At 39.1% G+C, this 13470-nt stretch carries 13 protein-coding genes; 7 read left to right on the forward strand and 6 right to left on the reverse strand.

Translation table 11 applies throughout. The annotated features are described in order from the left end of the window. The first annotated feature begins 57 nt into the window (after positions 1–57). Positions 58–477 carry a hypothetical protein gene (locus ACRXC1_RS13765; protein WP_392910422.1) on the forward strand — a complete coding sequence of 140 codons (420 nt, stop codon included), beginning with the start codon at positions 58–60 and terminating at the stop codon, positions 475–477. Between the two features lie 282 nt (positions 478–759). Here the strand turns inward: ACRXC1_RS13765 and ACRXC1_RS13770 are convergent, their stop codons facing one another. After that, on the reverse strand, positions 760–2553 hold the full coding sequence (locus ACRXC1_RS13770; protein ID WP_433659606.1) for a hypothetical protein: 1794 nt from the start codon (positions 2551–2553) through the stop codon (positions 760–762). A 153-nt stretch (positions 2554–2706) separates the two neighbouring features. Here ACRXC1_RS13770 and ACRXC1_RS13775 point away from each other — a divergent pair, with 153 nt between their 5' ends. After that, complete coding sequence (locus tag ACRXC1_RS13775; RefSeq protein ID WP_433659608.1) at positions 2707–3255, forward strand: hypothetical protein; 549 nt, start codon at positions 2707–2709, stop codon at positions 3253–3255. Positions 3256–3266: 11 nt separating this feature from the next. Here ACRXC1_RS13775 and ACRXC1_RS13780 read toward each other — a convergent pair whose 3' ends face one another. Further along, entirely contained in the window at positions 3267–3707 is a 441-nt protein-coding gene (locus tag ACRXC1_RS13780; RefSeq protein WP_021268496.1) for a DUF507 family protein, read from the reverse strand. Between the two features lie 80 nt (positions 3708–3787). Next, complete coding sequence (gene murJ / locus ACRXC1_RS13785) at positions 3788–5449, reverse strand: murein biosynthesis integral membrane protein MurJ (RefSeq protein WP_433659611.1); 1662 nt, start codon at positions 5447–5449, stop codon at positions 3788–3790. Between murJ and ACRXC1_RS13790 the strand changes: the two genes are divergently transcribed. The 3 genes from ACRXC1_RS13790 to feoB all read left to right on the forward strand — a co-directional run bounded on the left by ACRXC1_RS13790 (position 5448) and on the right by feoB (position 8293). Next, a complete protein-coding gene (locus tag ACRXC1_RS13790; protein ID WP_433659613.1) occupies positions 5448–5993 on the forward strand; it encodes a deoxycytidylate deaminase in 546 nt (181 codons plus the stop codon). The genes murJ and ACRXC1_RS13790 overlap by 2 nt on opposite strands. Before the next feature lie 96 nt (positions 5994–6089). Beyond that, positions 6090–6320: a FeoA family protein gene (locus tag ACRXC1_RS13795; protein ID WP_392910430.1), complete on the forward strand. Its 231-nt coding sequence runs from the start codon at positions 6090–6092 to the stop codon at positions 6318–6320. Next, positions 6320–8293, forward strand: a complete 1974-nt coding sequence (feoB, locus tag ACRXC1_RS13800; RefSeq protein ID WP_433659615.1) for a ferrous iron transport protein B — start codon at positions 6320–6322, stop codon at positions 8291–8293. Before ACRXC1_RS13795 ends, feoB begins: the two co-directional genes overlap by 1 nt. Here feoB and ACRXC1_RS13805 read toward each other — a convergent pair. From ACRXC1_RS13805 to ACRXC1_RS13815, 3 genes are all read right to left on the reverse strand, one after another. Continuing rightward, entirely contained in the window at positions 8290–9390 is a 1101-nt protein-coding gene (locus ACRXC1_RS13805) for a hypothetical protein (protein WP_433659616.1), read from the reverse strand. The genes feoB and ACRXC1_RS13805 overlap by 4 nt on opposite strands. A 104-nt stretch (positions 9391–9494) precedes the next feature. Next, entirely contained in the window at positions 9495–9992 is a 498-nt protein-coding gene (locus tag ACRXC1_RS13810; protein ID WP_392858362.1) for a macro domain-containing protein, read from the reverse strand. A 24-nt stretch (positions 9993–10016) separates the two neighbouring features. Continuing rightward, on the reverse strand, positions 10017–10721 hold the full coding sequence (locus ACRXC1_RS13815) for a transglycosylase SLT domain-containing protein (protein WP_433659618.1): 705 nt from the start codon (positions 10719–10721) through the stop codon (positions 10017–10019). Between the two features lie 148 nt (positions 10722–10869). On the opposite strand from ACRXC1_RS13815, the gene ACRXC1_RS13820 reads away from it, so the two are divergent. Both ACRXC1_RS13820 and ACRXC1_RS13825 read left to right on the forward strand, forming a co-directional pair. Then, positions 10870–11817 carry a hydroxyacid dehydrogenase gene (locus ACRXC1_RS13820; protein ID WP_433659620.1) on the forward strand — a complete coding sequence of 316 codons (948 nt, stop codon included), beginning with the start codon at positions 10870–10872 and terminating at the stop codon, positions 11815–11817. 2 nt (positions 11818–11819) lie between these two features. Beyond that, positions 11820–13088, forward strand: coding sequence for an adenylosuccinate synthase (locus ACRXC1_RS13825; RefSeq protein WP_433659622.1), 1269 nt, complete (start codon positions 11820–11822; stop codon positions 13086–13088). Positions 13089–13470 lie beyond the last annotated feature (382 nt).

Genomic DNA, 13470 nt, shown 5'->3' on the forward strand with positions numbered 1-13470 from the left:
TTACTTTAATCCTATTCGCCATTAAATTGACCTAATTAAGTAAAAGGAAGAGAGAATATGTCAAAACTAGGTGTTGGTAAGGAAATTGTAACATATTGTAGCAAATGTAAGTTAGATCTTGCTCATTTAATTGTAGCAATGAAGGATGCAGATACTCCATATAAAGTTCTGTGTAATACTTGTAAAGCAACTCATGCTTACAAGCCAAAAAAAGTAGTATCTCCAAGTGCTACTCGTCGTAAAGCTCCGACAAAGAAAAGAATTTCAACAGAAGAAAAAATCATTAATGTTTGGGAAAATGCCCTTGAGAAGCTAGAGGGTGAACCTATTGCATATAGTATTCGTCACAAATTTGAAGTTGGTGATGTACTAGCTCACCCAACTTTTGGGCCAGGGCTTGTCGAAAAAAGTCTCGATGCTAATAAGATCGAAGTACTTTTCAGAGGATCGATTAAGATACTAATGCATAATAAATAAATAAAAAAAGAGCTTGATAAGCTCTTTTTTTATTTATGCGTCCTTCGTTTGGAATGAGGATATACACGAGAGAAAGACCTTTAGGTCTTTCGGTTCGCAACAAACGCAATACAAAGAGCTTGATAAGCTCTTTTTTTATTTATGCGTCCTTCATTTGGAATGAGGATATACACGAGAGAAAGACCTTTAGGTCTTTCGGTTCGCAACAAACGCAAAATTATACAAAAAAAGCCTCCCATCCGGGAGGCTTTCTTATATCTCTCATCTCTTCAATTTATTTTTTTAATTAGCACCCCAGTTAAACCCGGCGCCACCATTTACACCAATACTAAACTGACCATTAAGTCCTCCACCAGCAAGTGAACCATAGTTTGTACCAGAGTTATAGTAACCATTATAAGAGTTAGCATAAATATTTTGTTGAGCATTATGTAAGTTCTGATACAGAGCTTGGTTAGCATATGCTACGTTTCCTTGGTTCTGGTAATTACCTTGGGCTACAGCTTGTCCTTGAAGTCCATTGATGTAGCTTTGAAATTGTTGTGCTTGATAACCATTATTATAGCTTCCATTTGCACCCCAGTTTCCGTTGGCTCCCCAACCTCCATTAGCATTACCATTTAGGCCCCAACCGTTCCCACCGTTGACTCCCCAACCAGCGTTACCGTTAACACCCCAACCGTTATTAGCGCCAGTTCCCCAACCTCCGTTGACTCCCCAACCGCCATTGATATTTCCGTTTCCACCTGGAAATGTATTTCCACAAGCACATGGTGCTGAGATACACATACAAGCAGGGTTTCCACCACCATTGGCCCAACCGCCAGGGCCCCAGTTACCGTTTCCACCGCCGTTGACTCCCCAACCGCCAGAAATAACACCACCGTTTCCAGGTCCTGGATAAGTTGGATAAACTCCACCATTATTACCCCAGCCACCGTTGACTCCCCAACCTAAGTTGAATCCAGCATTGATACCTGTTCCAGGATGCATTCCCCAACCAGATCCAGGGTACATTCCCCAGCCTGCGCCAGTATTCATCCCAGGATATGCGCCAGTGTTACCAATATTAAGTCCAAAATTTAAACCAGTATTCATTCCGAAACCGTTGCCCATTCCGAAACCATTACCCATTCCAAAACCATTGCCCATCCCCATGCCAAAGTTAGCACCAAAGCCTGTTCCGAAACCTGTTCCGTAAGGGTGTCCGGCCATTCCCATGCCCATTCCAAAGCCTGAGTTCATTCCGAAACCTGGGTACATTCCACCGTAGATATTTCCTGGGTACATTCCTGGGTGTCCACCCATGCCCATTCCACCATTGATATTAACACCAAAGCCAGCATTACCACCTGTAAGTAATCCAGCAAGAGCTGAACCAGCAAGAGAACCTAGTGGGTTCATATAAACATTAGCTTGGTAATTTCCACCAAAGCCATTGCCCATACCGTTACCCATACCATTACCCATTCCCATGCCCCATCCGGCATTTCCATAGATATTACCTCCGAAGTTTGGTCCACCCATACCTCCAAGGAATCCACCTGTGTAACCTTGTCCTAGCCAACCATTACCTACACCACCGAAAGCTCCACCAGTAAGACCAAGTCCACCAGCGTACATACCGTGGCCGTAACCATTACAAGAGCTAAGCATTGATGTTTGTTCTTTTGGAAGAACAGGGTTTGCACCTCTTTCAAGGTTATAATCTAAATAGCCATCAATTTGGCCATGACATGATTTAATTCCGTTTTCATAAGCATTTGCCCATGACTCTTGAGAATCAGCTTGGTGTTTAGTGGCGAAATAAACACTCCCCATTGCTGCAAGTGAAGGAATTGCAACTTTTGCAACTTCGGCCCACTCATTTCTTTCAGGAAGTTTAGGTAAACAATCGACACAGAAGTCATTACTTCCAGAGCTTCCACGGGATGCTCTTGTTACACATGCTTGAGCGTCATCTTCATAGCCATTGTCTCTTAAATAGATACAATCACTGATATCGATCTCAGCATATGTATTTAGCATCATCATCGCCAATAAGATGCTTTTCGTGCCAATAAGTCTTAACTTCATAGTTTTCTCCATAAAAACTTTAACAATCCTCAACTACTTAACGACACTTTATGAATGAAACTTGAGTAAACTATCGACTTTTTCTATAAACTACTGATTTAACTGATTAATATTACGTTTACGAAGCCTAAATTTAGCGATAAATTGCAAATTATGAGTAATATTTTTTGGTGGGTTCTCCTCATTTGTGTATTAATTTTTGCTACTTATGCGGCATTTGTTATTAAAGGTGAAAAAAAAGTCGCCTTAAAGAATGCTGTAAGCTTCCCCTTCCAGGGATTTGAAATTCCAATCCCACCTTGGTGGACTCTCACTATCGACAATAGTGAATTAAAAGTATTTGAAAGAACTGATACACGCTACGAGTGGCAATCACGCTTTAGCTTTACTGATAAAAACTATCCAGATTTACAATCGGCATTTGAAGAACTCGCAATTAATAATGAACTTGTCTTCGATAAAGATACGACTATTATTCACGAGCCAAAATCATTTGAAAAACTTTATGAACAAGGTATCGAAACCCTTCGCGTGGAAGGTACGGCCACTAAAGGCCATGAGCTTCGTGTCTACTATGATGCAGCCTTACTAAAGACTGAAAATGGAATTGTCATTTTAGAAAGTGAAAGTTCTGTTTTGAATGGTCTGCTTGAAGGTCCGTTTTTCGAACAAAGCTTGCATAATATAAAAAAGCTCCGTTAGGAGCTTTTTTATTATCTAGTCTTAAATGTTCTAATATTTTGTACTAGGAAGTTGTGAATCTCTTCGTCGGTTCCGAAGACATCATCGATGAATTCACAATCAATTAAGAATGCAGTCATGCGGTTTGCAATATTGTGTAGTGATTCTACTAAGTATAGACCACCAATATTTTCACCACTGAATGACTTAATAATTTCTTTACGAGCATGGTTGAACATTTCAGACTCTGTTACGTCTTCAGGCATATTATCTACACCCATTTTCTCTTCAACTTCTTCGATTGCTTGATCGCGAATATCTTCATCAGTTGCAAGTGATACACCAAATTCAGTCGCCATTGATTCGATAAGCTTTTCACGATTTGCAATATCGAATTCAATAACACCCTTTTCCTTAAGTGTATTAATTGTATGACTCGCTAAATTTTCGAGTGTTTCAAAATTTGTTCTCATTTACTGCTCCAAATGTGTAATCTCTTTAAGTTTAACGACTTGCCACTCATCAAGCAAGAAAATTTATGATTACTTCCATTCTAATTTCGACGGATTATCTTATTTAAGAAGCGCTGAATTAAAACATAATCGCCCAAGACACTTAGCACAATAATGTAGGCAAAAGCACCTGCACACGCTGCAATAACGAAGGCCGCAAGGTTATCAAGAGTTGAAAAGATATTGCTCGGAAAGTATCCACGCACATACTGTGTAGCATAAAAAGCTAACAGAGAGCTCAAACCTATTTTAAAAAATCTTAGAGGAAAGAAAAATTTCAGTTTCAAATCCAACAATTTGAATAATAGAACCGACTGAGTAAGGATGATAAAAATCATCGAAATTGAAGTTCCCATTGCAAGAATTTTAAATCCATAAGTATCAACAAGTGAAAAACAGAAGATAATATTAATCCCAACAGCGATCGAAGAAATAATCACAGGAATTTTTGGCTTATCTAATGTGTAAAAGCTTGGCGAAAAGACTTTATAGAGTCCATAGAATGGCAGTCCAAATAAGTAAGCATAAAGAGCTTCCGTTACCATCTTCGTATCATCAAGGCCAAATGCTCCTCGTTGAAAAGAAATAGCTACACAATCCTTTGCAAGGGCAAACATTAGTGCCATTGCAGGCATGAGTACAAAAAGACTCGTTATATAACTTGTTTGAAGTGCACCTTTGGCCTCTTCTTCTTTACCTCCTCTCCAAAGTTCAGAGAAGTAAACAAGGTTTGAGTTACCGATTGAAACTCCAAGTATACCGACTGGAAATTGAAAGAGTCTAAATGCATATTGCAGCCAAGAAACGGCTCCGACAACTGTTCCTGTCGCTAAAAAAGTTGAGACTAAAAGATTAATTTGAGTGGCAGCTACACCAATTGTACCAATACTCATGCGCTTTAAAATTTCTTTTACATCACTAGAGAAAAGTTCTACCCCATCTAACTTTACAAGGCCCTTTGAAAAGAGCATTGGCACTTGTATAACCATTTGGAAGAAACCACCAACGAGAACACCAACACCAAGAGATACAATTGGGTGAAGATTACGTGCCTCTAAAAACTTAGGCAGTGTTACCATTGCAACAATCATTATAATATTGAATACCGCCGGGGCCAGCGCTGGGGCAAAGAACATCTTATAAGTGTTAAGAACTCCCATAAATAAAGCGGCCACTGAAACAAATGCTAAAAATGGCGACATCATTCTTGTCAACAACACAGACATTTCAAAACGATTTACGTCAGAAGTAAAAAGCTCATTTGTTAAGATCTGAATAATTTGTGGTGCAAAAATAAAAATCAACAAACAAACAATTGAAGTGATAGCAAGTAGGACAATGGCCATGGACCAAAGAAGTTTACGGGCATGATCATCACCATCTTTCTTTGCCGAAGTAAAAATTGGAACAAATGCAGATGAGAATGACCCCTCTGCAAATAGATCACGCAACATATTTGGTATACGAAAGGCAATTTGGTAGGCATCTGTAAGTCCTGAGGCACCAAAGAGTTTGGCCATTAAAATTTCTCTAGCAAAACCCAGAACACGACTTGATAGAGTCGCGATGGCCATCTTAATAGAGGATAGTAAAAAATTCTTCCTGTGTTCTCTTGTCATTCCAATATTTTGCACCACCCTATCTGACTTAACAAGCTTCCAGTAGTTGCCAAGTGAAGGATTATTAACTAATCTTGCTGCCATGAGAACAGAGCTTGAGAAGTCGATTAATCACATTCAAACAAAGAGTGCCGTTAACTGGGACGAATACTTTATGCTTCAGGCTATTATGGCCAGCTTCAAAAGTAAGGACCCGGCCACAAAGGTAGGATGTGTATTTGTTGACGACAACAACCACCAAATAACTTTTGGTTACAACGGCTTTGTTGCAGGAATTGATGAAACAAAACTTCCTTGGGGTAAGGAGAGGACTCTCCCTCTCGAGCAACAAAAATATGGATACGTTGTTCACGCCGAGGCCAATGCAATCCTTCACTCTAATCACAAGCTATCTGGCGCAACTTGTTACGTGACTCTCTTTCCTTGTCATGAGTGTGCCAAGCTTCTTGCTTCTTCAAAGATCAAAGAAATCGTATACTTACAAGATAAGCACGCTGGAACTGAGTCGAATCGTATCTCTCGTCGTATCTTTGATTTAACAGGAGTCAAGTATCGCCAGCTCTCACTTGGTGAACACGTACTTGATTCACTCATTGCACACTTTACAGATGCCTTCTACCGCGAGTAACTCACCGTGTAAACATGGTTCATATCAGTAAAGAGTTTCTAGACAAGTTTGACTAATAAAACTATAGTAAGCCCATTGAGACGTATGGAGTAAAATATGGTTTTATCGAAGGTTAAAAAAGGCGTAAATGTTAAGATCCTCTCATTTGATGAGGGACTTAAACATAAGACAATCATGACAGGGCTTGGAATTCTTCCAGGTGATGCAATTCAAGTTATCGCTCCTTCATTCCTAGGCTCCCCGCTTACTCTTAGATTAACAGATGGTGAAACAGTTGCCCTTCGTCTAAGCGAAGCAAGTCTCATCAATGTTGAGGAATTACATTAATGAGAAAAATTTTACTTATTGGCCCTGCAAACTCAGGGAAGTCAGCGATCTTTAATCTTCTTTCAGGAGCAAATCGCAAGGTTGCAAATTACAATGGTATTACTGTTGATACGGCCACAGCAGGTCTTATTTCAAATTCACGTCATGAAGAAAAGTTAGCAGTTGTAGACCTTCCAGGTATCTACTCACTAGTTCCTTCTTCTATTGATGAAGCTGTAACTGTTTCCACTTTAATTGGAAGAAATAATCAAGTAACAGAATTTCACGAAATCGTTTGTGTTGTTGATTGTGCTCGTCTGGATTCTTCTCTTTCACTTGCTCTTGCTGTAAAGGAGCTCTTTGGTGGAAAGATTAAAATCATCTTCAACAAGTACGACCTTGATGTAACAAAGAATTACGACTTTGATAAAATTGGTGAACATATTGGTGTTCCTTATATCAAATTCTCGACAATGAGAGATAGTGGAGCAACTCTTGAGAACTTCTTAAGAGAGAATGCTTCAGACGAAATCCTTTTACCATCAGGTAAAATTAAACTTTCAAATGAATCAACGGAATACAATCCGTTCAATGTAAGCTTTGAGGAAGATCAATTTGTTGAACTTCAAAATGAAGTATCAGCGCTTTCCCAAATTGAAAAGTACCAAAGAGAAGCAAGAGATCTAAAAGCATCATATGCTATTGGTAAAAATAAGAGCTTAATTCAACTCTCAAATAAGATTGACCAATTCGTTCTTCACCCATTCTTAGGTGGAGTTATCTTTCTGGCAATTTTCTACTTAATCTTCCACTCTATTTATACATGGGCAGGCCCGGCCATGGATCTAATTGATGGCGGAGTTGGCGTATTCGGAGAATACGTTGCAACCCTACTTCCAGAAGGTATGTTAAATAGCTTTATCGTTGATGGAATTATTGCAGGTGTTGGTGGAGTTGTTATTTTCCTTCCACAAATTATGATTCTCTTCTTCTTACTTAGTCTTCTTGAACAAAGTGGATATATCTCACGTGCTTCTATTATCACAGACCGCGCGATGTCTTACTTTGGACTTAATGGAAAGGCCTTCCTTCCATACCTTTCGGGGTTTGCTTGTTCTGTACCTGCCATTATGGCAACTAGAACAATTTCAGATAAGAAAGAAAGACTTGCAACACTAATGACGATTCCACTCATTACTTGTTCTGCAAGGCTACCTGTTTATATTCTTCTAATTGGAACATTTGTTCCTGAGAAAACTGTTTTTGGAATCTTTAACTCTCAAGCACTTGCTTTCTTCTTCCTTTATTTCCTAGGAAGTATTGTGGCCCTTATTATTGCAAAGATTTTTAGATTAACTCTTTATAAGGGAAGTACAACTTCATTCATTATTGAGCTACCTCTTTATCAAATGCCAACTTTTAAACCTGCTTTTAAATCAATGATTTTCAAAGGGAAAGTATTTCTTAAAAAGGCCGGGACAATCATCCTAGGTCTTTCAATGGTTATTTGGTTTCTATCAACTTTTCCAAAACCAGCACAAGAGATGCTTGTTGGAAAAACAGAAGCTGAAGCTGCTGCAATTTCTCTTGAGCATTCAACAATTGGCCAATTTGGAAAATTAATTGAGCCAGTTATTAAGCCTCTTGGATACAATTGGAAAATGGGAGTTGGGATCACTGTTGCAATGGGTGCACGTGAGCTCTTCGTTTCAACTCTGGGAACAATCTATGCACTAGGTGATGTGGATGAAGAATCAACAACTCTAAGAGAAAGACTACGTGCTGAAATTGATCCAGAAACAAATGAGCCAGTATTTAACACGGCCGTTGCTTGGTCACTACTAATCTTCTTTGCCTTTGCTATGCAATGTATCTCGACTCTTGGGATTGTTCGCAGAGAAACAGATGGATGGGGACATGTCTTCCTAATGTTTGGCTATATGACAGCTCTCGCCTATGGTGGAGCATTTGTGACTTACCACCTACTCATTTAATCACAACTTTTATCTTTAGATACTATCGATAACCTCACGGCATCACTTAGAAGTAAGCCGATGTCGCGAGGATCTCTTTCAAAGATCACCGTCACAATTTCATTTTCTTTGAACTCATGCTTTCCTAAACCTACCCAACCACTCTTGGTCTCGGGCATATTATAACTAACAAAAGTCGTAAAGATTTCCACATCTTCTTGAAAGATACTCACTTTAACATTCGAAAGAGCGCCGACAACAGTTGGACGGTATATTTGTAAACAATAATCAGATCTCTTTGGCATAAAGCTATAAGTTGAATAAGCATACTCATCTTCACTCATGCGCACACTATTACCTTCAGCTCCTTTAAGTTTACTATCTACCCAGTCACCATATTCACGATAACCATCTACTCCCTTAAAAGTTTTCTGATCAATGGCCTTGGCCACAATTGTTGCACTCTCATCAAGGTCTTTATAAATCATTCCTTGGCAATCTTCATAATCTCCTAGCTTTTTAAAAACTACCTCATCAGCTCTTAAAAGCAGCGGATCTTCAGCACCCTTTGAAATAATCACACGACTCTCCTGCCCTGAGGTAAAAGAGAATTCACCTAAAGGGTAAAGGCCTTTCTCGTTACTTGGGAGTCTTAGGCTAAAGTTGGCCAGACCGATTTCTTCAACACCATCAAAAATATCAACGATTGCATTGTCCGTTGCATTCATTGATGGCACGCGGTAGTACCAAATACAATAAGTCGAATCACCTAAAAGATCAGTCGTGTAGATGGCCCTTGCACTTGAATCATTGGTGTAGCGGCTGATACTACCCTGATATCCTTTTAAGGAATCCTGAAACCAATTACCTTCTTGTATAAAACCAACGCTATCATCGAGAGAGTTTGGCCTTGAGATATCGAAGAAGTTCCCAATAACGACTTCTTCTTCACCTTCAACAAAGGTACTGGCCGGAACCCTTGAGGCGATATTCAGTGATTGATCTGAAATCATCTCACTTCTTATTTTTCTAAGATTGTGACCCCTTCCAAGACAGGCCACAAGAATAATGATGGCCAATAAGGGGAATAAAATAGTGAACACTCTTCGTTTCTTCATGACTGTGCCTCTGTTATGTATCTTATCAGTCGTTCACAGAAATTCTAAAATGAAGAAGGGTAAATTAACTCAAGTATTATTAAGAGATCACTCTTTTTTAGAGGCTACAGAATTGTTTTGTAGATCTCATAACTTTCATCATCAAAGCAACAGAAGATCACATCATCAAATTCTTCAATAGCATCAAAACTCTTTACCGCTGAAGTCGCAGTAATGGCCGCTTCAATTTTTGGGTAGCCAAAGATACCTGTTGAGATACATGGGAATGCAATTGATTTACATTCATTCTCAAGGGCAAGAGAGAGTGCGTAGATATAGCATTTTTCAAGTAAATCTGCTTCACCATTTGCTCCACCTTCCCACTTTGGTCCAACAGCATGAATGATAAACTCCGCAGGAATATTAAAGGCACGAGTCAACCTCGCTTCTCCAACCGGACAACCACCAGCTTCAGCAAGTTCTTTGGCAAGTTCTTCACCACAGGCAGCATGGATGGCACCATCAACGCCCCCTCCAGCTTTAAGTTCACTATTAGCTGCATTCACAATGGCATCAACATCAAGAGTTGTAATATCGGCTTTAATTACTTGAATATTTTTCATAAGGAATTTCTAGCACGAATCAGTTTAGATTTCATCGTAAAACTTTAAGATTGTGCGCGCATACCAATATTTTCTCTCTCCAGGTTCGCCATTGTAGTCAACTAATGCCTCATAGTAGTTGACCATGAGATCATCTTGGAAGTTCTTTGCAAGATAGACCTTTAATAGAATTGCCCCATAAACGAGAGACAGGTCGAGATCTTCTAAAAACAGTAGCTTCTGCTGCGTCCATGTCCTCTCTCGCAACCACAAATGACTCCACTCAGGCATGCCGTCTAGCAAAATATTATTTAGATAGAGTGTATTTTGTAAGCTTGCATAACTTGGGCCTCGTTGCCCTAGCTGATCAGATACTTCCTGGGCCCCAATTGATGTGAATTGAGTTAAACCCACAGCACCAGTTGGAGAGACCGCACCACGCATGAAATTTGACTCCATTCGAATCAGGGCAAGAAATAGCTTCGCATCTACCCCAAATTGATCAGCGACTTCGATAACTCGCTCTGTAATCAGAGTGCCTTCGGCCATTGAAACTGATGGATTCTGCTCTAAAATATAAGATAGGAAATCCCTTTTCGAGTACTCTTGAGTAATTTGATAATCCCTAATCATATGCTCGTGACTAACAAAATATCCCTCAGGAATATAGGAAGCAAGAGAAGCTGATAGAAACAGTTGGCTGAATATAAGTATACCTAATAACTTCTTTAAAATTCTTATATTTTTCATACTTTTACTTTTTTGCATCATGATAATTATGGTTAACGAAAAACTAAATAGCAACTTACAAAAAGTTTCTAATATTAGGGTTACATGTAGCAAGTTGCGTTCTATAATCGCAATACAAGAAAAACTTAAAAAATCCATGGAGGCCTGAGTGAAACCATTTATCGTCGTTTGTGATGGAATGGATGCAGAAGTTTTTGCATCTCTACAAGCTATCAACGAATTAGAAGTTCACCCAAAAGCAAAATTAACTCAAGATGAGATTAAAGAATTACTACCAAAAGCAAATGCTCTTGTTATTAGATCATCAACAACAATTGGAGAAGAGTACCTTGAACTTGCTCCAAATCTTAAATATGTAATCCGCGCAGGTGCTGGAACAGATAATATTGATAAAGTAAAATGTGGCGAGCGTGGGGTTAAAGTTTCAAATACTCCAGGTGCCAATAATAACTCAGCAGCAGAACACGCTATCGCTCTTATGATGACAGTTCTAAGACATACAGCTGCAGCAGACGCCACGATGAAAAATGGTGGATGGGATAAATCAAAGTACACTGGAAATGAGCTAGCTAATAAAAAAGTTGGTATCGTTGGTTTTGGTCAAATTGGAAAGATCGTTGCAAAACGTCTTCAAGGATTTGATCCACAAGTTAAATTCTTTGACCCATTCTGCGAATCAAGTGAACTTGATTATGTTTCGAAAGCAAATACAGTTGAAGAAATTTTTGAAACTTGTGACATCATCACTCTTCACACTCCTTTAATGGATGCAACGAAAGGTATGGTGAACAAGGACTTATTTAATAAAATGCAACCTCATGCAATCCTCGTAAACGCATCTCGCGGTGGAATTGTTAACGAGGAAGACTTAGCTGTTGCTCTTATGGAAAAGAAATTTAAAGCAGCAGGCTTTGATGTTTTCGCAACTGAGCCATTAGAAGAAGACTCACCTCTTCGCAAGATTTCTAATCTTGTTCTTACTCCACACCTAGGAGCTTCCACTGATGAAGCTCAACTAAGAGTTGGAGAGATGGCCGTAAATCAACTTAAAGAATTCTTTTTAAACGATAATTTACTACATGAGGTTAAAGCTTAATTATGAAATCACTTGCGATTATTGGCTCTCAATGGGGAGATGAAGGTAAAGGAAAAATCACAGACCTACTTGGTTTAAAATGCGATGTTGTTGTTCGCTACCAAGGAGGAAATAACGCTGGTCACACGATTATCGTTGGCACAAAGAAAGTTGTTCTTCACTTAATCCCTTCAGGTATTTTACATGATCACTGTGTCTCAGTTATTGGTCACGGTGTCGTTCTTGATCCAGAAGCATTCTCTAATGAATTAGAAAATGTAAAGAATTCTGGTCTATCAGTTTCCCCTGAAAAGCTAAAAATATCTTCAAACACTTCTGTTATCACTTATTACAATCGTCTACTAGATGGTCAACGTGAAGCGAAAGGACCTGTTAAGATTGGAACAACAGGTAAAGGTATTGGTCCAGCTTATGAAGATAAAATCTCTCGCAAAGGAATTAAGGTAAAAGATCTATTTAACAAAGAGATCCTAACTGAAAAATTAAAAGCAAACCTTTTAGAGAAAGAAACTCTTTTTAAAAACCTATATGAGTGCGAATACCCAAGTGTTGAAGAAGAAGTTGAAAGACTGATGACACTTGCAAAAGAAATTGAACCATTCGTTTGTGATACATTTAGTTTTCTAGATGAAGCCAAGCGTGCTGGAAAGAAAATCCTTTTTGAAGGAGCTCAAGGTGTACTTCTTGATATCGACTTTGGTTCATACCCATTCGTAACATCTTCATCAACTGCATACGCAGGAATCTACTCGGGAGCTGGTCTTCCTGGTGGAACAGTTGAAGAAGTTCTAGGGATAACAAAAGCCTACACAACAAGAGTTGGAGAAGGGCCATTTCCTACTGAACTCTTTGATCAAATGGGTGAAGATATTCAAACAAAGGGTGGTGAGTTCGGCGCAACAACAGGACGTAAGAGAAGATGTGGATGGCTAGACCTTCCTCTTCTAAAGTATTCTGTGAAATGCTCTAACCTAACTTCGATCGCTTTAACTAAACTAGATGTATTATCTGAAATGGGACCTCTTAAAGTTTGTACAGGATATGAGTACGAAGGTCGTACAATCGATTGTGCTTATCCAGGAATTGATCTAGCGAAAGTTAAACCAATTCTAAAAGAAGTTGCTGGCTTTAACGATGACTTCAAGGGTGAGCTATCACAAGAAGTTAAAGACTATATCGCTCTTATCGAAGAAGCGATCCAAATTCCAGTTGGTATCATTGCCTTCGGACCAGAAAGATCTGAAATCAAATTCCTAAAAGAATACTTCTAAGTATTAAGAACTTCGGCCCTGAGTAATCTCAGGGCCTATATCCATCTTGTGTCGATTTTTTTTGAGATGGCCGTCGCAGAAAACCATCATTGAGGCGAGTGCCTAATTCAAAGCTACTCATAGATTGTGTGTGGTATATGCTCTATCGCATCTTTATAAGCGCGATGGATTTTTAATTTATAAAGCCCTTGTGCCACCGCGGGAGAGAGAGAGATGTACGCAGTAGCACAAAGATTTTTTATCAGTAAGACACTTCTTCAGATTCAGAGAGGGACTTGAGAAATTAAAATCGGCAAGTGGAGTTTTTAAAAGCAGAACAAAAAATTCTAAGGCTTGCCAACCTTGTTTCCTACTGACAAGACTAGAATATAAAACTTCACCT

The organism is Halobacteriovorax sp. GFR8, from assembly GCF_050955245.1.
Taxonomy (GTDB): domain Bacteria; phylum Bdellovibrionota; class Bacteriovoracia; order Bacteriovoracales; family Bacteriovoracaceae; genus Halobacteriovorax_A.

Bases quoted from the DNA above. Each gene is read 5' to 3' on its own strand.
- ACRXC1_RS13765 (WP_392910422.1), top strand. From the start codon at position 58: ATGTCAAAACTAGGTGTTGGTAAGGAAATTGTAACATATTGTAGCAAA.
- ACRXC1_RS13770 (WP_433659606.1), bottom strand. From the start codon at position 2,553: ATGAAGTTAAGACTTATTGGCACGAAAAGCATCTTATTGGCGATGATG.
- ACRXC1_RS13775 (WP_433659608.1), top strand. From the start codon at position 2,707: ATGAGTAATATTTTTTGGTGGGTTCTCCTCATTTGTGTATTAATTTTT.
- ACRXC1_RS13780 (WP_021268496.1), bottom strand. From the start codon at position 3,707: ATGAGAACAAATTTTGAAACACTCGAAAATTTAGCGAGTCATACAATT.
- ACRXC1_RS13790 (WP_433659613.1), top strand. From the start codon at position 5,448: ATGAGAACAGAGCTTGAGAAGTCGATTAATCACATTCAAACAAAGAGT.
- murJ (WP_433659611.1), bottom strand. From the start codon at position 5,449: ATGGCAGCAAGATTAGTTAATAATCCTTCACTTGGCAACTACTGGAAG.
- ACRXC1_RS13795 (WP_392910430.1), top strand. From the start codon at position 6,090: ATGGTTTTATCGAAGGTTAAAAAAGGCGTAAATGTTAAGATCCTCTCA.
- feoB (WP_433659615.1), top strand. From the start codon at position 6,320: ATGAGAAAAATTTTACTTATTGGCCCTGCAAACTCAGGGAAGTCAGCG.
- ACRXC1_RS13805 (WP_433659616.1), bottom strand. From the start codon at position 9,390: ATGAAGAAACGAAGAGTGTTCACTATTTTATTCCCCTTATTGGCCATC.
- ACRXC1_RS13810 (WP_392858362.1), bottom strand. From the start codon at position 9,992: ATGAAAAATATTCAAGTAATTAAAGCCGATATTACAACTCTTGATGTT.
- ACRXC1_RS13815 (WP_433659618.1), bottom strand. From the start codon at position 10,721: ATGAAAAATATAAGAATTTTAAAGAAGTTATTAGGTATACTTATATTC.
- ACRXC1_RS13825 (WP_433659622.1), top strand. From the start codon at position 11,820: ATGAAATCACTTGCGATTATTGGCTCTCAATGGGGAGATGAAGGTAAA.